Below are 22,268 nucleotides of genomic sequence, written 5' to 3'. Positions count from 1 at the left end.
CTGGGGCTGGATCACGACCGGATGGTGCGCATCGCGCTGGCACTGGTCGCCGCGATGATCGCGGTCTCCACGGCGCTGGTCGGACCGATCACCTTCTTCGGCCTGCTCGCCGCAAGCCTCGCCCGGCATCTCGTCGACACCCACCGCCACGCGGTGCTGATCCCGGCGGCGGCGCTCGTCGGCGCGGTGATCCTCGTCGCCGGGCAATTCGTCTTCGAGCGCCTGCTCTCGAGCCAGTCGGCCCTGCCGGTGGTGGTCGAGTTCTTCGGCGGGCTGCTCTTCCTCTTCCTCGTGCTGCGGAGGCGCCGGGCATGATCGAGATCACCGACCTGGGCTACCGCGCGGGCGACACCGAGATCCTGCGGGACGTCTCGCTGCGGCTGGAACCCGGGGGCATCACCGCGCTGATCGGCCCCAACGGCGCGGGCAAGTCGACGCTGCTGCACTGCATCGCGGGCCTCCTGCCCGGGCCTTCCGGGCGGGTCACGATCGACGGACTCGACCCGATGACCGCCCCGGCCCGCGACCGCGCGCGGCGCGTCGCCCTGCTGCAGCAATCGCCCACGGTGGTCAGCCGCCTGCGCGTGCAGGAGCTGGTGAGCTTCGGCCGCTGGCCGCACCACCAGGGCCGGCCCGGCCCCGAGGACCGGGAGCAGGTCGCCCGGGCGCTCGCGGATTTCGCGCTCGAAGAGCTTGCCGACCGTCCGCTCGACACGCTGTCGGGCGGGCAACGGCAGCGCGCCTTCATCGCCATGACCCATGCGCAGGACACGCCCTGGGTGCTGCTGGACGAGCCGCTGAACGCGCTCGACCCGCGCCATGCACGCGACCTGATGGCCCGGCTGCATCACCTGTCGCGGGACGGCTCGCGCAGCATCGTGATCGTGCTGCACGACATCAACGCGGCGGCAGGCTGGGCCGACCGCATCGTCGCCATGAAGGACGGCCGGGTCGAGGCGCACGACAGCGCGTCGGCGCTGCTCACACCCGGGACGCTGGGCGCGGTCTTCGACACGCCCTTCGAGGTGCTGGAACATGGCGGCCGCCCGGTGGTCGTGACGCGGTAGGCTGGCCCGGCGGAACCGGGTGCCTTGATCCCGGGCCGGCCCCTACTCGCGCGCGCCGCGCAGCAGGTCCCGGTAGCGTTCCAGGCTGCCTTCGAGATGCGCCTTCATCGCCGCCTCGGCGGCATCGGCATCACCCGCGATGATCGCGTCGATGATGCGGTCGTGCTCGGTCACGAGATCCGGGTTCGGCACGTAGGCGCGCGGCGTGCCGCTGCCCGCCTCCAGCTCGACCCGTGGCACTAGGCCCGGGCGTATCAGCGAAAGGAATTCCGGAAAACGCTTGTTCTGCGAGGCCTCGGCGATGGCGTAGTGAAAGGCGAAATCCGCCTCGCGGGTCGACTCCCCCCGGTCGAAGCATTTCGCTACGTCCTCGTTCGCCTTCACGATCCTGTCGATCTGCGCCCCCGAGCGCCGCATCGCCGCCAGCGCCGCCGCGCGGATCTCGAAGGCCGAGCGCAGCTCGAAAAGCTCGATCACTCCCGACAGTCGTTCGGTGTCGAGGTCCGAGAAGGGCTGCCGCCCCGCCTTGGCCGGGTCGAGCGCGTAGACGCCCGAGCCCTTGCGCGTCTCGATCAGCCCCTCGGAGCGCAGCCGCGCGAAGGCCTCGCGCACCACCGTGCGGCTGACCGAATGGCGCCGCGTGAGTTCCGATTCGCTGGGCAGGCGATCGCCCGGGGCGAAATCGCCCTGCTCGATCCCGCGACGCAATTCGTCGGCGATGACCGAGACTCGCGTCCGCGCCGGCGTGAGGCCGTTTTCGGCTGTACTGCTTCCGCCCACGGGGCTTTACCTCCCGGTTGTTACACAGGTTCAAGTGATAACGGAAAGCGCAAGTGCCCGTCCAGCCCAAGCGGTTACGGGCTGCCGCGGCGACATTGACGAATTCGTGTTGACCTGTCGCAAAAATCTGTAATACATCTTGTCATACAGATTTTGAAGGCCGGCGCGCGAAGGACGCGGCGGCAGGGAGGACAGACCGCCGTGATCATCACCGACGTCTTTGCGCGCAGCTTCAGGCACACCACCCGGCGCCATTCCGACAGCGCCGGCCACGCCCATCCGGGCCCGGAGCACGAGGTGGTGCAGGGCATTCTCACCATCCGGACCGAGGACGGCCACGAGGGCCACAGCTTTGCCCCGCCCGAGGTCATGCGCCCCCACGTGCTGGACAAGTACGTCAAGAAGGTGCTCATCGGACAGGACCACCGCGACCGCGAGCGGCTGTGGCAGGACCTCGCGCACTGGCAGCGCGGCTCGGCGGCGCAGCTCACCGACCGCACGCTCGCCGTGGTCGACTGCGCGCTCTGGGACCTGGCCGGCCGGGTGCTGAACCAGCCGGTCTACAAGCTGATCGGCGGCTACCGCGACAAGGTGCTGGCCTACGGCTCGACCATGTGCGGCGACGAGATCGAGGGCGGGCTGGCCACGGCCGACGACTACGGCCGCTTCGCCGAGGCATTGGTCGCCCGCGGCTACAAGGGCATCAAGCTGCACACCTGGATGCCTCCCGTCAGCTGGGCGCCCGACGTGAAGATGGACCTCAAGGCCTGCGCCGCCGTGCGCGAGGCCGTGGGACCGGACATCTCGCTGATGATCGACGCCTTCCACTGGTATTCGCGCACCGATGCGCTGGCGCTGGGACGCGGCCTCGAGAAGCTGGGCTTCGACTGGATCGAGGAGCCGATGGACGAGCAGTCCATGTCCTCCTACCAGTGGATGGCCGACCAGCTCGACATCCCCGTGCTCGGCCCCGAAAGCGCTGCCGGCAAGCACTGGCAGCGCGCCGAGTGGGTCAAGGCCGGCGCCTGCGACATCCTGCGGACCGGCGTCAACGACGTGGGCGGCATCACCCCCGCGCTCAAGACCATGCACATGGCCGAGGCCTTCGGCATGAATTGCGAGGTGCACGGCAACACCGCCATGAACCTGCAGGTCGTCGCCGCCACGAAGAACTGCCGCTGGTACGAACGGGGCCTGCTGCCACCCGTTCCTCGAGTACGACGACGGGCTGGATTACCTGAAATCGCTGTCCGACCCGATGGACGCCGAGGGCTACGTGCACGTGCCCGACCGGCCCGGTCTCGGCGAGGACATCGACTTCGACCACATCGAGAACAACCGCGTGGCATGAGGCTGCGCGGCAAGGATGTCACCAGAACTCAGGGAGGAGACATGAGACATCTACTCGCAAGCGCCGCGGTGGCGGTGATGATGGCGGGCACGGCCCCGGCCATCGCGGAGACGCCGGAAGATCAGCTGATCGTGGCGTTCAACATGAACAACGTGCTGACCATGGACCCCGCGGCGATCACCGGCGGCGAGGCGGTCCAGATCCTCAACAACATCTACGACAGCCTCATCTCGCTCGACCCCGAGGACAAGACGCTGGTCCCGCGTCTCGCGGAAAGCTGGGAGATCGCCGACGACAACCGCTCGGTCACCTTCACGCTGCGCCCCGACGCGGTCTTCGCCTCGGGCAACCCGGTGACGGCCGAGGACGTGAAGTTCTCGTTCAAGCGTAACCTCGACCTGAACCTCGCGCAGTCCTCGGGCCTCAAGAGCCGCGGCTTCACCGCCGAGGCGGCGGACGAGCTTTTCGTGGTCGAGGACGAGCACACCTTCACGCTCAACATTCCGCAGGAAGACGACCCCAAGCTGATCCTGATGTACCTCAGCCAGGCCGGTGTCGGGTCGATCCTCGACAGCGAGCTGGTCAAGGAGAACGCGGGCGACGACATGGGCCAGTCCTGGCTCACCAACAACTCGGCCGGCTCCAGCGCCTTCACGCTGAACCAGTGGCGCGCCAACGAGTTCGTCATCCTGTCGCGCAACGAGCAGTACTGGGAAGACGTCCCGGACATGGCGCGCGTGCTGATGCGCCACCTGCCGGAAAGCCAGACCCAGCGGCTGGGCCTCGAGCAGGGTGACATCGACGTGGGCTTCACCCTCGCCGCGCCCGACCTCAAGGCGCTGGAAGAGAACGAGGACATCAGCGTGACCACGGTGCCCTCGGCCGGCTTCTACTACCTCGCCGTGTCGATGGAGGACGAGCGCTACGCCGATCCCAAGGTGCGCGAGGCGCTGCGCCATCTCATCGACTACGAGGGCATCAACGGCGCGATCATGCCCTATTTCGGCGTGCAGCGGCAGCGGCCGGTGAACTCCTCGGCCTTCGCCGCGCTGGAGGATCCGGGCTATTCGCTCGATGTCGAGAAAGCCAAGGCGCTGCTGGCCGAGGCGGGCTATCCCGACGGCTTCGAGACCACCATCCGCGTGATCTCGACCCAGCAGTTCCTCGACAGCGCGACGGCGATCCAGGGCACGCTGGCCCAGGCCGGCATCGACGCCGAGATCATCACCGGCGACGGCGGGCAGATCTACGGCGCCATGCGCGACCGCAACTTCGAGATCCTCGTCGGCCGCGGCGGCGGAGGGCAGCAGCCCCACCCCGACAGCAACCTGCGGGCGCTGATCTACAACCCCGACAACTCCAAGGACGCGGGCCTGACCAACTACCAGGGCTGGCGCACCTCCTACCAGGACGAGGAGCTGAACGAGCTGATCGAATCCGCGCTGGTCGAACGTGACGAGGCCGAACAGGTCGCCATGTACGAGGAGATCCAGCGCATGATCGACGACAAGGTGACCTCGATCCAGCCCTTCTCCGAGCGGGTCGTGACCGCTGCCTACCAGGACGACGTGAGCGGCGTGGTCATCGACCCCTGGGTCTCGCGCTTCGAGGACGTGACCAAGGACCGCTGATCTTACTCCCTGACGGGCGGACCCTTGAGGGCGCGGGTGCTTCGGCATCCGCGCCCTTTGTCATTTCAGGGTGCAGCGGAAGAGCGCATCGCATCCAACGGGCGGCCCTAGAGCCGGTCAGTCGTGCTCAAGCACCTGCCATGCGGCAAGCGGCGCACCGCGCCGCGCGACCCACTCCCGGCGCTGCGCAATGGCCTCGTCGTTCTCGCGCGCCCAGGCGCGCGCCCGGGCGTCTGCGGATGGATCGGTCTCTTGTAGGGGGGGTGTCGGTCATGCCGGGCAGCCTGCACCATCGGCAGCCCGCCCGGCAATATCGACGGCGTCAGATGGCCGTCTCGTATTCGAGGCTCGCCGCGATCAGCTCCTTGGCATAGGGCTGCGTCGCGCCGCCACGGGTGATGGCCTCGCGGTCCAGCACCTCGACGATGCGGCCGTGCTGCATGATCGCGAAGCGGTCGCACATGTGGTCGACCACCGCGAGATCGTGGCTCACCATCAGGTAGGTGAAGCCCTTCTCGCGCTGCAGCCGCACCAGCAGGTTCAGCACCTCGGCCTGCACCGAGACGTCGAGCGCCGAGGTCGGCTCGTCGAGGAACAGCACGTCCGGCTCGAGGATCAGCGCCCGCGCGATGGCGACCCGCTGGCGCTGGCCGCCGGACAGCTGGTGCGGGTAGCGGTCGAGGAACGAGACCGGCAGGCCCACGTCGCGCATCGCCTGCGCCATACGCTCCTCGCGGTCGGAAATGCCGTTGACGCGCAGCCCCTCTTCCAGCGCGCCGCGAATGGAATGGCGCGGGTGCAGCGAGCCGTAGGGGTCCTGGAAGACCATCTGCAGCGTGCGGCAACGCTCGCGCACCGGCATCTCGCGCACCGAGGCATCGCCGATGCGCACCTCCCCGTCCCAGCCGTCGGTGAGCCGCGAGGCGCAGCGCAGGATGGTCGACTTGCCCGAGCCGCTTTCGCCCACGAGGCCGAAGCACTCGCCCGGCGTCACGTCGAAGCTCACGTCGTGCAGCACCTGCACGGCGCCGAACGACACCGACAGGTCGCGGATGGAGACCGATTTCATGCCGTCACCTCCTGATGCGGTTGCAGCCAGCTGTCCTGCCGGTCGAGCACGGGCAGATCGCCGCGCGGCCCGCCGATGCGCGGCTGCGCCGCGAGCAGCCCGCGGGTGTAGGGATGTTTCGCGTTGTCGAGATCGCGCGCGTCCAGCGTCTCGACCAGCCGGCCGGCATACATGATGAGCACCCGGTCGCAGAAGCTGCGCACGAGGTTGAGGTCGTGGCTGATCATCACCAGCCCGATGCCCCGGTCGCGCACCAGCCCGTCGAGGATGCGCAGCACCTGCAGCCGCACCGTCACGTCCAGCGCCGAGGTCGGCTCGTCCGCGATCACCAGGTCCGGGTCGGTGAGCAGCATCATCGCGATCATCACGCGTTGCCCCATGCCGCCCGAAACCTCGTGCGGATACAGATCGTAGACCCGCTCGGGGTCGCGGATGTGCACCTGTTCCAGCATCTCGATCGCCTTCCGGCGTGCCTCGGCCTTGGTGCACTTGACGTGCCTCCGGTAGCCTTCGGCGATCTGGTGGCCGCAGCGCTGGATCGGGTTCAGCGAGAACTTGGGGTCCTGCAGGATCATCGACATCCGCCGCCCGCGCAGGTCCAGCATCTGCCTTTCCGGCGCGCGCAGAAGATCGACCTCCTCGAAGCTCATGCGGTCGGCCGTCACCTCGGCGGTGTCCAGCAGCTTGAGCATCGCGCGGCCGACGGTGGACTTGCCCGAGCCCGACTCGCCCACGATGCCCAGCCGCTCGCGGCCCAGCGTGAAGCTCACGTCGCGCACGGCGGGCTCGGCCGCGCCACGGTAGCGGATGGTCAGGTTCCTGACGTCGAGAACGTTCTCCATCGGCTCACCTCCGGTTCATCTGTTTCGGGTCGAGCGCGTCGCGCAGCCCGTCGCCCAGCAGGTTGAAGGCCAGGCTCACGCTGAGGATGGCGAGACCGGGAAAGGTCACCAGCCACCAACTGTCGATCATGTAGCGCCGCCCGGTCGCGATCATCGCGCCCCACTCCGGCAGCGGCGGCTGCGCGCCGAGCCCGAGAAAGCCGAGGCCCGCGGCGGTCAGGATCACCGTCGCCATGTTCAGCGTCAGACGGATCAGCACCGAGGGCAGGCACATCGGCACGATGGAGCGCCAGATGATCCGCGCCGCCGAGGCCCCCTGCAGCCGCGCCGCCGCGATGTAGTCGGCCTTTCGGAAGGTCAGCGTCTCGGCCCGTGCGAGCCGCGCGATAGGCGGCCATGCGGTCAGTGAGATGGCGATGATCGCGTTGTTGAGGCTCGGCCCCAGAGCCGCGACGAAGGCCATCGACAGGATCAACGAGGGGAAGGACAGGAAGATGTCGGTGATCCGCATCAGCACGGTATCGACCTTGCCCCCGAAATAGCCCGAGACCGTGCCGAAGATCAGCCCGATGGGCCCGACCACGATGGTCACGAGGAAGATGATCGTCAGCGTGATCCGCGAGCCGTGCACGAGGCGGGAAAAGATGTCCCGTCCCAGCTCGTCCGTGCCGAAGAAATGCGCGCCCGAGGGCGGCTGCAGCGTATTCTGCAGGTCCTGGATGTAGGGATCGTGCGTCGCGATCAGCGGCGCGAAGACCGCGAGGCCGATCAGCAGCGCCAGCACCACCAGCCCGAAGAGCGAGGTCGGCGCCTTGGCGAGAAAGGCCAGGATGTTGCGCGCGGCGATCAGGCCCTGGGGCATCCGGCGCGGTTTGGCGGCGGGAATGTCGCGGGTCATGCTCATCTCGTCCTCGGGTCGAATACGCGGTAAAGGATGTCGGACAGGATGTTCAGCCCGATGAAGATCACGCCGACGATCAGCACGCAGGTCATCACCGCGTTCATGTCGCCGATCATCAGGTTCGAGGTCAGGTACTGTCCGAAGCCGGGCCAGGCGAAGACCGTCTCGATCAGCACCGCGCCCTCCAGCAGCGCGCCGTAGGCCAGCGCCACGATGGTCACCAGCTGCACGCGGATGTTCCCGAAGGCGTGGCGCCAGATGGTCTGGCGGCGGCTCAGGCCCTTCACGCGGGCGGTGGTGATGTATTCCTGGTTGATCTGGTCCAGCATGAAGCTGCGCGTCATCCGCGTGATGTAGGCGGACGAGGAATACCCCAGCAGCGAGGCCGGCAGGATGATGTGGTTCAGCGCGCTGCGGAACACGTCCCACTGCCCGGCGATGGCACTGTCGATCAGCAGGAAGTTCGTCCGCTCGGGCACCATGCCGATGTAGAACTGGCTCATCCGTCCGGATCCGCCGACCCAGCCGAGGCCCGCGTAGAAGATCAGCAGCGCGATCATCCCGGTCCAGAAGATCGGCATCGAGTGGCCCATGAGGCTGATCACGCGAATCAGCTGGTCCTGCCACTTGTCCTTGTTCACCGCCGCGATCACGCCCAGCGGCGCGCCCAGGCCCGCCCCGATCACGATGGCGAAGGTCGCCAGCTCGATCGTCGCCGGCAGCACCCTCGCGATGTCGCTCAGCACCGGCTGGCCGGTGCGGATCGAGGTGCCGAAGTCGAATGTCGCCACGTCGCGCAGGTACAGCAGGAACTGCTGCCACATGGGCTTGTCCAGTCCCAGCTGCCGATAGACGTTCTCGTAGACCTCGCGCGTCGCGTCCTCGCCGACGATGGCGCGGACCGGATCGGTGGGCATGATGCGCCCGATCACGAAGGTCAGGATCAGCAGGCCGAACAGGGTCACCAGAATCGAGATCCCGTGTTCGGCCACACCGTTCAGGCGTCGCCTGTCGAGCCGCATTGTCCCCTCCCTGCGGCCGGATTGGCCGCCCTTTCAGTCATACACATCTCACAATTTGTTATACAGGTTTGCGCTTGTCAAGCATCGTCTGGTCAGTCCACAAGGTGGGGTAGCCACTCTGGACACCGTCAGGGGCAGGCTGCCGCCGTGGACATGCGGATTCGCGCATGTCATACTGATTTGACCCATCTTGTATGAAGACTCGGACCAAGGCCACATGGACACGACCCGGAAAACGGAAACGACCGCACCCGGGCGCACGCTCGTCGAGCGGGTGCGCGATGCGCTGCGCGGGCAGATCGTCGCCGGCACCTATCCGCCGGGCAGCCGCCTGCCCAGCGAGGCGCAGCTCACCCGCGACTTCGAGGTCAGCCGCACCGTGATCCGCGAGGCCGTGGCCTCGCTGCGGGCCGACGGCCTGGTCGCGCCGCGGCAGGGCGCCGGGGTCTTCGTGCTGGACCCGCCCGCGCCGGTGGACCTGCCCTTCCAGAACATCGACTTCGTGCGGCTCTCCTCGATGATCGAGCTGCTGGAGCTGCGCACCGCGGTCGAGGGCGAAGCCGCCGCGCTGGCCGCGCAGCGCAGATCGCCCGCGCAGGAAGAGAAGATCATCGGCGCCCTGCGCGAAGTCACCCGGGCCGCGCGCGCCGGGGAGCCGACGATGGAGGCGGATTTCGCCCTGCATCTCGCCATCGCCGAGGCCAGCAACAACCCGCGATTCGGCGACTTCCTGTCGATGATCGGCTCGAACATGATCCCGCGCCGGGCGCTGACCGACAGCCCCGCGGAACCCGCGCCGCCGGAATATCTCGACCGCATCGCGACCGAGCACGAGGCCATCGTCAACGCCGTCCTCGACGGCGACGAAGAGGCCGCGCGCGAGGCCATGCGCAGCCATCTCAAGGGCAGCCAGGCGCGCTACCGCGCCCTGCTGCGCGCCGGCACCGCCACGCAATAGGCCACAGGCGCAGGGCAGTCTTGACCTCGGACAACCTGTCATACATCTTGGCGTCAATCATATGACCAAAACGCCGAAAGGGTCCGCCATGACCACCCATGTCCGACAGTTTCCCGCCGTCTCGCCCGATCCGGGCGTCACCCGCCAGGTGCTGGCCGACGCGCCCGACCTGATGGTCGTCTCCTTCCGCTTCGAGGAAGGCGCGCAGGGCGCGCTGCACAGCCATCCGCACGTCCAGTCGACCTACGTGGAAAGCGGCCGCTTCCGTTTCACGCTCTCGGGCGAGGACTTCGAGGTCGGCCCCGGCGACAGCTTCGTCATCCCCTCGGGCGCCGAGCACGGCTGCACCTGCCTCGAGCCGGGGCAGCTCGTGGACTGCTTCACGCCCCGTCGCGACGACTTCCTGTAAGCGCGGCTTCCTGCTCGGGCTCGTCCAGCCCCATGAGCTGGCCGTCCCGTGACAGCGCCACCCGGCGCATGTGCGCCCGCGGGCTGAGCCCCAGCACCCGCTTGAAGCAGCGCGAAAAAGTAGTAGGGGTCGGAAAACCCCACCTCGGCCGCCGCCCCGGCGACGGTCAGCCCCGACTCCAGCAGGTGCGTCGCGCGCTCGATCCGGCAGAACTCCTGGTACTGCCGGGGGCGTGCGGCCGATGCGGTCGCGGAACGCGCGGTGGAAGTAATCGGGATTGTAGGGCGCCTCGTCCACGGCGCGCTGTGCGACGCCCTCCGTCGAGCGGCGCCGAGGAATGCGCGAGGCCGCCTCATCACCGCGAGGTCGATCCCCGCCGCCGCGTCCACCGGCGCCGCGGCATCCTGCCGCCAGCCCAGGAAGGCATCGTCGATGAAGGCCAGCAGCATCACCATGAACAGGTGATGCTGCGCCAGCGTGACCGAGGTGGGCGGCGCGCTTTGCCGGTAATGCCGGATCATCGGCTCCAGCACATCCCAGCGCGACAGCCGCACCTTGGGCGCGAGATCCATCTGCGCCACGAGATCCTGCGCGCCATGCGCCTCGAGCGTGAAGTGCTGCGCCACGCCCAGGTAGGGTGCCGGCCCCTCGTTCCAGCCGACGAATCGCGTGCCGCGCGGGATCAGCATCGCCTCCCCCGCCGCGAGCGTCAGCGGCGCGCCGTCAATGAGGTAGCGCCCCTCGCCTTCCAGCGCGATCACCAGGTCCTCGACCGGATTTTCCTTTTCGATCCGCCAGCTGGCGGAGTGCTGCATCTTGATGACCGACCGCGTGAGCGTCAGCGTCAGCGCCCCGGGCGGAAATCGGGACAGCACACCACCTTCGATTTCGTCCATCTTTTTCGCCATGATCGTCAATTCATCCGAGATGGCCAATCTGTCATCAATTCATCATACAACTGCGACCAAGGCAACGCGACCGGCCGGAGGAGGCCCCGCGGCGCCACCAAACCCGCCAAGATCCCGGTGCAGATCACCGCAGTTTCGGGAGGAGACATTGAGACTTACACCGAAAAACCGCCCCGTCGGGGGAGGTGCGCCATGACGCGCAGCCGCGCCCTCGGGCTGGCCTACCTCAGCCCCTACATCGTCGGCCTGCTGGTCTTCACGGCGATTCCCTTTCTCGCCTCGCTCTGGCTGAGCTTCACGGACTACGATCTGATGAACGCCCCGACATGGACGGGGCTGGATAACTACATCGAGCTGTTCACCGACGACCGGACGTTCCGCCGCTCGCTCTCGGTGACGCTGATCTACGTCTTCCTGACGGTGCCGCTGAAGCTCGCCTTCGCGCTCTTCATCGCCTACATCCTCAACTACAAGCTGAAGTTCATCAACTTCTTCCGCACCGCCTTCTACGTGCCCTCGATCCTGGGCGGGTCGATCGCGATCGCGGTGCTGTGGCGCTACATCTTCGCCACCGAGGGGCTGGTGAACATGGTGATCGTCTGGTTCGGCGGCGAGCCGGTGAACTGGTTCGGCGATCCGACCAACGCGCTCTTCACCATCACGCTGCTGCGCTGCTGGCAGTTCGGCTCGGCCATGGTGATATTTCTCGCCGCGCTCCAGAGCATCGACAAGTCGCTCTACGAGGCCGCCGCCATCGACGGCGCGAGCAAGCTGCACAGCTTCATCTTCATCACCATCCCGCTCATCACGCCGGTGATCTTCTTCAACCTGATCATGCAGATGGTCCAGGCCTTCCAGGAGTTCAACGGCCCCTACATCATCACCCAGGGCGGGCCGCTCAAGTCCACCTACCTGCTCCCGCTCTACATCTACGACGAGGCCTTCAAGCGCTTCGACATGGGCTATGCCTCGGCCATCGCGTGGGTGCTCTTCATCATCATCATGGCGCTGACCCTCGTGGCCTTCTGGTCCTCGAAGAAGTGGGTCTACTACGCCGGCGACAAGCGGGGCTGAGACCATGACGGACATCTCCAACGCATCCGATGTAATGACCGCGGGCTCCGACGCCCTGGCCGAGGCCCGCCGTCACAACCGCGCGCAGATCCGCCGCGCCCGTATCTCGGCCGCCATGCGCTACGTCATCCTGTTCACGGTGGGGCTCGTGATGCTCTACCCGCTGGTCTGGCTGGTGGGCGCCTCGTTCAAGACCAACGCCGAGATCTTCGCGAACCCCGGGCTTCCTGCCGAACAACCCCACGATGGACGGCTACGTCGAGGGGTGGGAGACCTCCACGCCCTACACCTTCGGGCGGTTCTTCTGGAACACCTTCCTCATCATCCTGCCCAAGACCATCGGCACGGCGGTAAGCTGCACCATGGTGGCCTACGGCTTCGCAAGGTTCGACTTTCCGCTGAAGAAGGTCTTCTTCGCCAGCGTCATCGCGATCCTGCTGCTGCCCAACGTTGTCACGCGCATCCCGCAGTACATCCTGTTCCGCGAGCTCGGCTGGCTCGACAGCTTCCTGCCGCTCTGGGTGCCCTCGGCCACCGCGGGCGACGCCTTCTTCGTCTTCATGCTGGTGCAGTTCCTGCGGGCCATTCCCGACGACATGGGAACGAGGCCGCGCGGGTCGACGGCTGCAACTCGTGGCAGACGCTGGTCTTCGTGGTCGTGCCCATGCTGGCGCCGGCGCTGATCTCGGTCTGCCTGTTCCAGTTCATGTGGACGATGAACGACTTCCTCGGCCCGCTGATCTATCTCTCGTCGGTCGACAAGTACCCTGTCAGCCTGGCGCTCAAGCTTTCCATCGACACCACCGAAGCCTTCGCCTGGAACCGCATCCTGGCCATGTCGGTGCTCACCATCATGCCCGCGCTCGTCGTGTTCTTCATGGCGCAGAAATACTTCATCGAGGGCATCTCCGCAGGGGGGATCAAAGGATAATGGCACGTCTTCAACTCAACAATCTCGAAAAGGTCTACGGCGGCGGCTTCAAGGCCGTGCACGGGATCAACCTCGACGTCGAAGAGGGCGAGTTCATGGTCCTCGTGGGCCCCTCCGGCTGCGCCAAGTCCACGACGCTGCGCATGATCGCGGGGCTCGAGGACATCACCGGCGGCGAGGTCCGCATCGGCGAGCGCATCGTCAACACGCTGGAACCGGGCAAACGCGGCATCGCGATGGTCTTCCAGAACTACGCGCTCTACCCGCACATGAAGGTGCGCACGAACCTCGCCTTCGGCCTGCGCATCGGCGGCGCCAAGAAGGCCGAGGCCGAGAAGGCGGTCGAGGAGGTCGCCAAGATCCTCGAGATCGAGCCGCTGCTCGACCGGCTGCCCAAGCAGCTCTCCGGCGGGCAGGCGCAGCGGGTGGCCCTGGGCCGCGCGCTCATCAAGAAGCCGGACGTGTTCCTCTTCGACGAGCCGCTGTCGAACCTCGACGCCAAGCTGCGCGCCTCGATGCGGGTGCGGATCACCGAGCTGCACAAGCGCCTCAAGAAGGAGGGCATGGCCTCGACCGTGGTCTACGTCACCCACGACCAGACCGAGGCGATGACCATGGGCGACCGCATCTGCGTGATGAAGGACGGCCACATCATGCAGGTCGCCACGCCCAAGGAACTCTACGACCGGCCGCAGAACCTGTTCGTGGCGGGCTTCATCGGCAGCCCCGAGATGAACGTGATCGACGGCCGCATCGACGGCACGGCGTTCCGCACCGAGGGGCAGGTCATCAACCTCGACGAGGCGCTCGCGCAGCGGCTGACCGCGCGCCCCGAGCAGGCCGCGCTCGGCGTGCGGCCGCAGCACCTGAAACTGGCCGAGGGCGACAACGACGCGCTGCAGGCGCAGCTGCGCTCGGTCGAGTTCATGGGCCACGAGGTCTACCTGCACGCCCTGCTCGACGGGCGCGAGGTGACCTCGGTCGCAAGCGCCGCCGACTACGACGCGATGGATCGCTCGATGGACATGATCCGGCTGCTGCCGGAACCGGCGAACATCCACATCTTCGACCGCGAGAGCGGTCACAACGTCTCCCTGCGCGCGCAGGGCTGATCTCGGGATATTCAGAGGAGGAGACCCCGACATGAAACTGCATCTCACGACCGCGCTCGGCCTGACGCTGGCCATGACCGCCCAGGCCCAGGCCGCCGATCTGCGCATGTCCTGGTGGGGCGGCGAAAGCCGCCACGAAGCGACGCAGGCCGCGCTGAAGGTCTGCGGCGAGAAATACGGCCACACCGTCTCGCCGGAGTTCACCGGCTTCGACGGCTACCTCGAGAAGCTGACCACCCAGATGGCCGGCGGGACCGAGGCCGACATCATCCAGGTCAACTGGCCCTGGCTGCCGCTCTTCTCGCAGGACGGCGAGGGTTTCGCCGACCTCAACACGCTCTCCGACACCATCGACCTGAGCCAGTGGAGCGAGGATCAGCTCGCCCCCGTGACCGTGGCGGGCAAGCTCAACGGCCTGCCGCTCTCGACCACGGGCCGCGTGTTCTTCTTCAACGTCACCACGCTGGAAGAGGCCGGCATCCCGATGCCCTCGACCTGGGAGGAGTTCTTCTCGGCCGCCAAGACGCTGCGCGAGCAGGCGGGCGAGGACCACAACCTCTTCAACTCCGTCAAGGAAACCGCGCAGCTGCTGGTGACGCTGGCGGTGGTGCAGAAGACCGGCAAGGATCTCGTCGACCCCGAGACCAACCGCGTCGCCTGGACCCCCGAGGAGCTGGCCGCCGGGATCGAGTTCTACGGCCGCCTGATGGAAAGCGGCGCCGTGCGCACCCAGCAGGAGGAAGCCGGCGAAGGCAACGTGAACCTCTACGAGAAGCAGGACTGGGCGCAGGGCAAGATCGCCGGCTCCTACGAGTGGGACACGACCTACTTCAAGTATTCCGACCCGCTCAACGAGGGCGAGGTGCTCGAGAGCACGCCCCACATCCGTTTCGAGGACGCGGTGACCGATGGCGCCTACCGAAAGCCCTCGATGCTCTTCGCGATCTCGAAGAACTCGGACAACCAGCAAGCGGCGGCCGAGATCATGAACTGCCTGCTCAACGAGCCCGAGGGCATCGACGCGCTCAAGGACACGCGCGGCCTGCCCGCCTCCGAGGCAGCCGCCGACCGGCTGATCGAGGCCGGCATGGTCAAGCCCGAGATCGTCAAGGCGCACGAGATCGCGATGGAGGCCACCGGCCCTGCGATCTCGCCCTTCAACGAGCACCCCGAGCTGCGCGGCGCCTTCATCGACACGCTCGAGGAGTATTCCTACGGCATGATCGACGCCCAGGACGCGGCCGAGGTCATCATCGACGAGGCCAACAGCGTGCTCGAGGACTTCGACGCCTGATCCCCGCGCGGCCCCGGCCCGGCGCCGGGGCCGCGTTCTGACCAAGACCCAAGGTTCGACCCATGCCCCAGATCCGTCTCGCCGCGCGCTCGCCGCGGTCGGTGGCGCTTTGCCTGCCGCAACCCGGCGCACGCTTCGCCCTCTCCCCTGCCCTGCCCTGGCAGCTGCTGCGCGACGGGGTGCCGGTGGCCGGGGGCACGGCCGACCGCGTGATCCTTCCGCTGCACGATCTCGCCCCCGCCACGACCTACCGGATCGAGGCCGAGGGCTGCGATCCGCTCGATCTCACGACACCCGCCTGCGCCGGGCTGGTCGACATCCGCGACCACGGCGCGCTGGCCGATGCACCCGACACGCCCGAGACCGCGCGCGCCAACGCCCGCGCCCTCGAGGCCGCGATTGCCGCGGTGCCGCATGACGGCACTGTTCTGGTCCCCGCCGGGCACTATATCGCCTCTCCGGTGGCGCTGCGCGGTCACATGACCCTGCATCTCGCCGCCGGGGCCGTTCTTGCGGCTCCCGCGTCGCGGGCAGGCTGGCCCACCCTGCCGGCCCGTGGCGCGTCCGGGGGGATGCTGGGGTCCTGGGAGGGCCTGCCCGAGACCTGTTTCGCCGCGCCCCTGCATGCCGTCGAGGCCGAGGGCCTGACCATCTCCGGGCCGGGCCTGCTGGACGGCGGCGGCGACCGGGGCGACTGGTGGACCTGGCCCAAGGAGACGCGCGAGGGCGCCCGCCGCCCGCGCGGGCTGCACCTCGTGGACTGCCGCGACGTGACGCTGCTCGGCTTCACCATCCGCAACGCGCCCTCCTGGACGATCCACCCGCAGGGCTGCGCCCGGCTCACCGCCGCCGCACTGCGGATCGAGGCGCCGCACGACAGCCCCAACACCGACGGCTTCAATCCCGAGATGTGCGAGGACGTCGAGATCCTCGGCACGCATTTCTCGGTGGGCGACGACTGCATCGCCATCAAGGCCGGCAAGCGTGGCGCCTCGGGCGAGGCCGATCACCTGCGTCCCACCGCCCGCGTCGCCGTGCGCCACTGCCTGATGGAGCGCGGCCACGGCGGCGTGGTCATCGGCTCCGAGATGTCGGGCGGCGTCACGGACGTCACCGTCGAGGCCTGCGAGATGCGCGGCACCGATCGCGGCTTGCGGATCAAGACCCGGCGCGGCCGCGGCGGCACGGTGGACCGGGTGACCATGCGCGATGTCGTCATGGACGGCGTGCTGACCGCCTTCACCGCCAACGGGCATTACTTCTGCGACCCGGACGGCCATGCCGACTGGGTGCAGGACCGCGCGCCCGCGCCGGTCTCGAAGCTGACGCCGCGCGTCGGCCGGATCGAGGTCTCGGGCGTCACCGTCTCGAACCTCTCGCACGCGCTCGGCGCCTTCCTGGGCCTCGCGGAGGCCCCCTTCGGCCCAATCTTGCTGGACGGCGTCAAGCTGATGTCGCACGACCCGGGCGCGCACCCCGAACCGCCGCTCATGGCCGACGGCGTGGCCGCCCTGCGGCACGCAGGCATTTTCGCGGAGAATACCGAGGTCGATGCACCGGACCACGAGGTGTCGCCCGACCTCTCGGAAGGGCCAGCGCCCGACCGCCGGGTGGGCGCTTCCGCCGGGAGAGACCCGGGCACTTTATCCAACAGCCATATGCCTCCAATCGAGCCGGCAGGCCCTGCATCGAAAAGCGCCCGCCCGGGTGGGCGGTCGGGCGCTGGCCCGGCGCGCTTCGCGCTTGAATCCGGGCCGAGATCCCCCAGCCATCACCACGGAGACCCCATGCGCGCCTTCGACTATTTCGACGCCTTCGCCACCCGCTACCGCCACTACAAGGGCGGAAGCTGGTGCTACGAGGACGGCTGCATCTACCGTGGCCTCGTCCTGCTCCGTCGCGCCACGGGCGAGACCCGCTGGTTCGACCACCTCAAGCGCCTGACCGATGCGCAGATCGCTTCCGACGGAACGCTCTCGGGCTACGATCCCGACGAGTTCAACATCGACCACATCCTGGCCGGGCGTTGCCTCTTCCACCTCGCCGACCGCACCGGCGATGCGCGCTACATGAAGGCCGCCGGGCATCTCGCGGGGCAACTCGCGTGTCATCCGCGGACCGAGGCCGGCAACTACTGGCACAAGAAACGCTACCCGCAGCAGGTCTGGCTCGACGGGCTCTACATGGGCCTGCCGTTCCAGATCGAATACGCGCAGCGCACCGGCGATGCGGCGTTGATCGATGACGCGCTCGGGCAGCTGACCCGCGCGCTGGAGCTGACGCGCGGGCCGGCGGGGCTGTTCGTTCACGGCTACGACGCGGCGCGGGCGCAGGACTGGGCCGATGCCGAGACCGGGCAGTCGCCCGCGGTCTGGGGCCGCGCGGTGGGCTGGCTCGCGATGGCGCTGGTCGACATCGCAGCGCTGGTCCCGGGCCGCGCGCCGCTGGGCGAGACCCGCGCGCTGCTCGATGCGGTGATCGCGCAGCAGCAGGCATCGGGGCTCTGGCCGCAGGTGCTGGCCGCGCCGGACCTTGCCGGGAACTACGAGGAAAGCTCGGCCTCGGCGATGTTCGCCTACGCGCTGATGGCGGCCGACCGGCAGGGCATCGGCGGCTACGGCCCCGCCGGACGCCGCGCCTGGGAGGCGCTGGCGGGCACCCGGCTCGAGGAGATCGACGGCCGGGTGCAGCTCACGCGGATCTGCCATGTCGCGGGTCTGGGCGGCTTCGAGGGCAATTATCGCGACGGGACGCCGGGCTACTACCTGCGCGAACCCATCGTCGCGGACGATGCCAAGGGGGTCGGCCCGCTGATGATGGCCGGGGCCGAAATGGTGTTGGCGGACAGCGCGGCGGAAGCGGTCTAGGGGGATCCGTCGGCATCCCGGCCCGGGAACATGGCGCGTAGCCCATCGGGCCGGCGCCCGTCCGCCCCGTCGCACCGAAGGTGCGCCTTTGGCGCAAGGGGTGGGCACCGGCCCTCACGGTGCAAGGTGTTTCGGGGCTGGCGAGGCGCGAGGTGCCCCCTACCCCAGCAGCTCCCGCACCGGCGAAACGAGCCCCGCACCAATCGCGCGGGTGTTCTCCGCATCCAGATGCACGCCGTCCACGCGCGAGGGCCGCGCCACCGTGCCCGCGTCGAAAAAGCCCGTGCCCTCTTCGCCCGCCAGCTGCGCGTAGAGCGCGGCGAACCGCTGCGACTCCGGCACGCGCCGGTCGGAATCGTGTCCGTTGTCCGAGGGCCCGCAGGGCGGCGGCGCAACGATCAGCACCTTCGGCACCGCCTCCACCGGCTTGTAGGGAAAACTGCGCACGATCTGCACCAGCCGCCGCATGCCCTGGTAGGCGGTATGCGCAGAGGCGCCGAACCGCGGCTTGAGATCGTTGGTGCCCAGCATGACGACCACCAGGTCCAGCGGCATCTGCGTGCCCAGCACCACCGGCAGGCTGCGCGCCCCGTTGCGGTCGCAGGGCGCGCTCCAGTCGTCGAGCGAGGTCGTCCGCCCGTTGAGCCCCTCAGGCACCACGAGAACGTCCTCGCCCAGCCCCGCCTGCAGGACGCTGGGCCAGCGGTCGGCCCGGGCATGGCGCAGCCCCTCCCGTTCGGGATCGTGCCCCCAGGTCAGGCTGTCGCCATATGCCAGAACCGTCTTCATGCGGGTCAGCCTATACCGCCTTGGGGAAGCCGAAAAGCGCCTCCGGCGTCTCGACCAGCACCTGCCGGCGAGCCTGCTCATCCGGTAGCCAGGACATGGCCAGATCCAGCAGCGCGGCGTCGTCGGGATAGTCCTCGGCGCTCTTCGCCATGTTGTGCGGCCAGTTGGTGCCCCAGACGATGCGCTCGGGCGCATGGCGGGCCACGTCCCTCGCCACCTCGGCGATGTCGGGATAGTCCGGCCCGCCCGCGCGCGAGCTCTCGTAGCAGGCGGCGAACTTGAACCAGCAGTTGCCCCGGTCGACCAGCCGCTTGATGACCGCGACATGCTCGGGCGTGGCGCCCGAGAAGATCTTGGCGTGATGGTCGAGGATCCAGCGCGACCGCAGCTTCGCCAGGCGCGGCTCGAGCTCGGGCAGGTGCGATCCGTCGAACTGCACCGCCACGGTCCAGCCCGCGTCGGCCGCGATGGCATCCACCGCCTCGAGATCCTCGAGCCCCACGGCCCCGCCCGGCAGGTCCATGATCCGCGCGCCGGTCACGCCGCCCTCGGCAAGCCGCGCGATCTCGGCCGCGGGCGTGCCGGGACGGATCACCGCCACGCCGCGCGCGCACTCGCCCATCTCGGCCAGGCAGGCGAGCAGGTTCTCGTTGTCGTCGCCATGCGCGTTGCCATGGGTGATGACCACCCGGTCGAGGCCCAGCCAGTCCATCACCCGGCGATACATCGCCGGATCGGGCAGCGGGTCCTGCGGCACGCCGACCCCGTCGGCGCGCATCGCGTAGCCCGGCAGGTACAGGTGCATCTGCGTGTCGCAGGCGCCCTTGGGCATCGGCGTCGCGGGCGCGGCGCCGGTCAGCTTGCGCTCGATCATGACGCCTCCGCCGGGGCGAAGCGGGCCAGCGCCTCGCGGTCGATCTCGATCCCCAGACCGGGCGCGTCGGGGATGCGCACCACGCCGCCATCGTGCTCGATGGGGGTTTTGACCACGGCCTGCCGGAAGGGATTGTGCGTGCGGTCGAACTCCATGATCGGCTCGATCGGGTTCACGCGCACCGGGTTCGGCACCATGGCCGCCATGAACTGCAGCGAGGCCGCGATCTGCACGGCGGTGCCCCAGACGTGCGGCACCAGGCGCACCCCGTGCAGGGTGCACAGGTCCGCCACGCGTTTCATCTCGGTGAAGCCGCCGACGCCGCAGAGGTCGGGCTGGATGATGTCGACGCAGCCGGTGGCCAGCGGCTCGGCGTGGCCCCAGCGGGTGTGCCATGTCTCGCCCCCTGCGACCGGGATCGGCTGCTCGGCGCGCACCCGGCGATAGGCCGCGAGCTGTTCGGGCACCACCGGCTCCTCGAACCAGTCGATACCGAACTGCGCCGCCTGCTGGCCGAGGCGGATGGCCTCCATCGCGTCGTAGCCGTGGTTGGCGTCGATCATCAGGCGCGTCTCGGGGCCGATGGCCTCGCGCACGGCCTCGATCACGCGCAGGTCTTCCTCGACGCCGAAGCCGATCTTGATCTTGACCGCGTGGAAGCCCGCCGCGGCATGGCCGCCGCATTCCTCGGCATTGTCGGCCACCCGATCGACGCCGTCGCGCTTGAACGAGCCGGTCGCATAGGCGCGCACGCTCTCGCGCCAGCGCCCGCCCAGCAGGACCGAGACCGGCTGGCCCAGCACCTTGCCCTTGATGTCCCAGAGCCCGATGTCGATGCCCGAAAGCGCGGTCACGGTCACGCCGCGCTGCCCCTGGTCGCGCAGCGCGTTGTAGAGCGTCGCCCAGACCTTTTCGGTCTCGAGCGGGTTCATGCCCTTGAGCCAGTTCGCATAGGCCGCGACGGTCGCGGCGTTGGGCCCGGCCGGGCCGAGACATTCGCCCCAGCCCGTCGTGCCGTCCTCGCAGATGACCTCGACCAGCAGGTGGACGCGCTTGTCGAACCGCATCGAGGCGCTTTCGAAGGCGGTGTCGAGCCTGTGCTCGAGCAGGTGGGTGCGGACCTCGGCGATACGCATCACGAATGCGCCTCGATCAGGTCCTTGAGGATCTCCTCCTCTTCGCCCGTCAGGTCGTCGAGCGGCGGCCGCACCGGGCCCGCGTCGAAGCCCACCTGCCGCACCCCGGCCTTGATCGCCGAGACGGCATAGCCCTTGCGGCGCGCGCGCAGCTCCATGAAGGGGTAGAAGAAGCTGTTGAGGATCGCCTCGCAGGTCGCCCGGTCTCCGCCGCGCAGCGCGGTGTAGAACTTGTTCGCGAGCGCCGGCACGAAGTTGAAGACCGCCGAGCTGTAGGTGGTGAAGCCCGCGCCGAGATAGGCCTCGGCAAAGAGCTCGGCCGTGGGCATGCCGCCGAGGTAGGTCAGCCGGTCGCCCATCTTGGCGGTGACGTGCCGCACCAGGCCGATGTCGCCGGTGCCGTCCTTGAAGCCCACGAGGTTGGGGCATTCGTCGCAGAGCCGCGCCAGCGTGTCGGGCTGCAGCACGGCGTTGTCGCGGTTGTAGACCATGACGCCCATGCCGGTGGCCTCGCAGACCGCCTTGACGTGGCGGTAGAGGCCCTCCTGCGGGGCGTCGATCAGGTAGTGCGGCAGCAGCAGGATGCCGTCGCCGCCGGCCTTTTCCACCGACTTCGCGATGTCGACGGCGATCTCGGTGCCATAGCCGCAGCCCGAGACGATGGCCGTGTCACCGGCGGCTTCCTTGGCGGCGCTGACGATCTGCGGGATCTCGGAGGGCGCGAGCGAGAAGAACTCGCCGGTGCCGCCGGCGGCGAAGAGCACCGGCGCGTCGAAACCCGAGAGCCATTCGACATGCGCCTTGTAGGGCTCGGGGGCGAAGGTGTTGTTCGCGTCGAAGGGGGTGACCGGGAAGGAGAGAAGGCCGGAGCCGAGGGCGGTCTTGATCTGTTGCGGGTCCATCTGGGCGGTCCTTTGAGTGGGTGCGACGTTGCGTCGGAAGTCCGGGGTGTTGGAGGGCTTCGCCCTCTTCGCGCCTTTGGCGCGAATTCACCCTGCGTATTTGGAACAAGAAGAAGTGCGGGGCGGCGGGTTCGGGCCGCCCCGGAAGGGGCTTACGCGAGGTCGTCGGGCAGCAGGTCCTCGGGGACGTTCTGGTAGCAGACCGGCCGCAGGAAGCGGCGGATCGCCAGCGTGCCCACCGAGGTCGCGCCGAAGTTGGTCGAGGCCGGGTAAGGCCCGCCGTGGACCATCGAGTCGCAGACCTCGACCCCCGTCGGGAAGCCGTTGACCAGCAGCCGGCCCGCCTTGCGC

The 22,268-nt window shown here is 68.5% G+C and carries 20 protein-coding genes and 1 pseudogene; 11 read left to right on the top strand and 10 right to left on the bottom strand.

Going from position 1 to position 22,268, the window contains the following annotated elements; genetic code table 11:
- Together SALMUC_RS27485 and SALMUC_RS27480 are read left to right on the top strand one after the other, a co-directional pair.
- Positions 1 to 315, top strand: a 315-nt coding sequence (locus SALMUC_RS27485; RefSeq protein WP_156883677.1) for an iron chelate uptake ABC transporter family permease subunit, incomplete at its 5' end; no start/stop codon positions are given.
- Positions 312 to 1,067: an iron ABC transporter ATP-binding protein gene (locus SALMUC_RS27480; RefSeq protein WP_020038997.1), complete on the top strand. Its 756-nt coding sequence runs from the start codon at positions 312 to 314 to the stop codon at positions 1,065 to 1,067. The genes SALMUC_RS27485 and SALMUC_RS27480, both read left to right, overlap by 4 nt.
- A gap of 42 nt (positions 1,068 to 1,109) precedes the next feature.
- Here SALMUC_RS27480 and SALMUC_RS27475 read toward each other — a convergent pair whose 3' ends face one another.
- Positions 1,110 to 1,847: a FadR/GntR family transcriptional regulator gene (locus tag SALMUC_RS27475; protein ID WP_020038996.1), complete on the bottom strand. Its 738-nt coding sequence runs from the start codon at positions 1,845 to 1,847 to the stop codon at positions 1,110 to 1,112.
- 201 nt (positions 1,848 to 2,048) lie between these two features.
- Between SALMUC_RS27475 and SALMUC_RS31435 the strand changes: the two genes are divergently transcribed.
- Positions 2,049 to 4,829 carry an ABC transporter substrate-binding protein gene (locus tag SALMUC_RS31435; protein WP_021121117.1) on the top strand — a complete coding sequence of 927 codons (2,781 nt, stop codon included), beginning with the start codon at positions 2,049 to 2,051 and terminating at the stop codon, positions 4,827 to 4,829.
- Between the two features lie 322 nt (positions 4,830 to 5,151).
- On the opposite strand, the gene SALMUC_RS27460 is transcribed toward SALMUC_RS31435, so the two are convergent.
- The 4 genes from SALMUC_RS27460 to SALMUC_RS27445 are packed head-to-tail and all read right to left on the bottom strand — an operon-like array spanning position 5,152 to position 8,663.
- On the bottom strand, positions 5,152 to 5,898 hold the full coding sequence (locus tag SALMUC_RS27460; RefSeq protein ID WP_020038993.1) for an ABC transporter ATP-binding protein: 747 nt from the start codon (positions 5,896 to 5,898) through the stop codon (positions 5,152 to 5,154).
- A complete protein-coding gene (locus SALMUC_RS27455; RefSeq protein WP_020038992.1) occupies positions 5,895 to 6,740 on the bottom strand; it encodes an ABC transporter ATP-binding protein in 846 nt (281 codons plus the stop codon). Before SALMUC_RS27455 ends, SALMUC_RS27460 begins: the two co-directional genes overlap by 4 nt.
- Before the next feature lie 4 nt (positions 6,741 to 6,744).
- Entirely contained in the window at positions 6,745 to 7,644 is a 900-nt protein-coding gene (gene nikC / locus SALMUC_RS27450; RefSeq protein WP_020038991.1) for a nickel transporter permease, read from the bottom strand.
- Positions 7,641 to 8,663 (bottom strand): ABC transporter permease, encoded by a 1,023-nt coding sequence (locus SALMUC_RS27445; RefSeq protein WP_020038990.1) that lies wholly within the window; start codon positions 8,661 to 8,663, stop codon positions 7,641 to 7,643. The genes nikC and SALMUC_RS27445 overlap by 4 nt, the downstream gene beginning before the upstream one ends.
- 217 nt (positions 8,664 to 8,880) lie before the next feature.
- On the opposite strand from SALMUC_RS27445, the gene SALMUC_RS27440 reads away from it, so the two are divergent.
- The 8 genes from SALMUC_RS27440 (at position 8,881) to pglA (ending at position 18,216) form a co-directional block, all read left to right on the top strand.
- The gene (locus SALMUC_RS27440) at positions 8,881 to 9,621 is read left to right on the top strand and encodes a FadR/GntR family transcriptional regulator (RefSeq protein WP_020038989.1); all 741 of its coding nucleotides are present in this window, start codon (positions 8,881 to 8,883) and stop codon (positions 9,619 to 9,621) included.
- Between the two features lie 88 nt (positions 9,622 to 9,709).
- A complete protein-coding gene (locus SALMUC_RS27435) occupies positions 9,710 to 10,030 on the top strand; it encodes a cupin domain-containing protein (RefSeq protein ID WP_020038988.1) in 321 nt (106 codons plus the stop codon).
- A 1,100-nt stretch (positions 10,031 to 11,130) separates the two neighbouring features.
- A complete protein-coding gene (locus tag SALMUC_RS27425) occupies positions 11,131 to 12,012 on the top strand; it encodes a carbohydrate ABC transporter permease (protein ID WP_020038986.1) in 882 nt (293 codons plus the stop codon).
- Positions 12,013 to 12,257: 245 nt separating this feature from the next.
- Positions 12,258 to 12,695: a carbohydrate ABC transporter permease gene (locus SALMUC_RS31955; protein WP_021121114.1), complete on the top strand. Its 438-nt coding sequence runs from the start codon at positions 12,258 to 12,260 to the stop codon at positions 12,693 to 12,695.
- Positions 12,677 to 12,943, top strand: a complete 267-nt coding sequence (locus SALMUC_RS31950; protein WP_021121113.1) for an ABC transporter permease family protein — start codon at positions 12,677 to 12,679, stop codon at positions 12,941 to 12,943. The genes SALMUC_RS31955 and SALMUC_RS31950 overlap by 19 nt, the downstream gene beginning before the upstream one ends.
- Positions 12,943 to 14,055: an ABC transporter ATP-binding protein gene (locus SALMUC_RS27415; protein ID WP_020038984.1), complete on the top strand. Its 1,113-nt coding sequence runs from the start codon at positions 12,943 to 12,945 to the stop codon at positions 14,053 to 14,055. Before SALMUC_RS31950 ends, SALMUC_RS27415 begins: the two co-directional genes overlap by 1 nt.
- 31 nt (positions 14,056 to 14,086) lie before the next feature.
- Positions 14,087 to 15,349, top strand: a complete 1,263-nt coding sequence (locus SALMUC_RS27410) for an ABC transporter substrate-binding protein (RefSeq protein ID WP_020038983.1) — start codon at positions 14,087 to 14,089, stop codon at positions 15,347 to 15,349.
- Positions 15,350 to 15,411: 62 nt separating this feature from the next.
- Positions 15,412 to 18,216 carry a polygalacturonase PglA gene (pglA, locus tag SALMUC_RS30800; protein WP_020038982.1) on the top strand — a complete coding sequence of 935 codons (2,805 nt, stop codon included), beginning with the start codon at positions 15,412 to 15,414 and terminating at the stop codon, positions 18,214 to 18,216.
- A gap of 159 nt (positions 18,217 to 18,375) precedes the next feature.
- On the opposite strand, the gene SALMUC_RS27395 is transcribed toward pglA, so the two are convergent.
- The 5 genes and pseudogenes from SALMUC_RS27395 to SALMUC_RS27375 all read right to left on the bottom strand — a co-directional run.
- On the bottom strand, positions 18,376 to 19,005 hold the full coding sequence (locus tag SALMUC_RS27395; protein ID WP_020038981.1) for an SGNH/GDSL hydrolase family protein: 630 nt from the start codon (positions 19,003 to 19,005) through the stop codon (positions 18,376 to 18,378).
- A 10-nt stretch (positions 19,006 to 19,015) separates the two neighbouring features.
- On the bottom strand, positions 19,016 to 19,879 hold the full coding sequence (locus tag SALMUC_RS27390; protein WP_020038980.1) for an amidohydrolase family protein: 864 nt from the start codon (positions 19,877 to 19,879) through the stop codon (positions 19,016 to 19,018).
- On the bottom strand, positions 19,876 to 21,015 hold the full coding sequence (locus SALMUC_RS27385) for a mandelate racemase/muconate lactonizing enzyme family protein (RefSeq protein ID WP_020038979.1): 1,140 nt from the start codon (positions 21,013 to 21,015) through the stop codon (positions 19,876 to 19,878). Before SALMUC_RS27385 ends, SALMUC_RS27390 begins: the two co-directional genes overlap by 4 nt.
- Positions 21,015 to 21,917, bottom strand: a complete 903-nt coding sequence (gene kdgD, locus SALMUC_RS27380) for a 5-dehydro-4-deoxyglucarate dehydratase (protein WP_020038978.1) — start codon at positions 21,915 to 21,917, stop codon at positions 21,015 to 21,017. Before kdgD ends, SALMUC_RS27385 begins: the two co-directional genes overlap by 1 nt.
- Before the next feature lie 152 nt (positions 21,918 to 22,069).
- Positions 22,070 to 22,268, bottom strand: a pseudogene (locus tag SALMUC_RS27375) (aldehyde dehydrogenase (NADP(+))); the annotation flags it as partial.

Origin of the sequence: Salipiger mucosus DSM 16094, from assembly GCF_000442255.1 — a bacterium.
Lineage (GTDB): Bacteria > Pseudomonadota > Alphaproteobacteria > Rhodobacterales > Rhodobacteraceae > Salipiger > Salipiger mucosus.
Note: the sequence above shows the minus strand (reverse complement) of the source record. Positions and strands in the feature narration are given on the sequence as shown.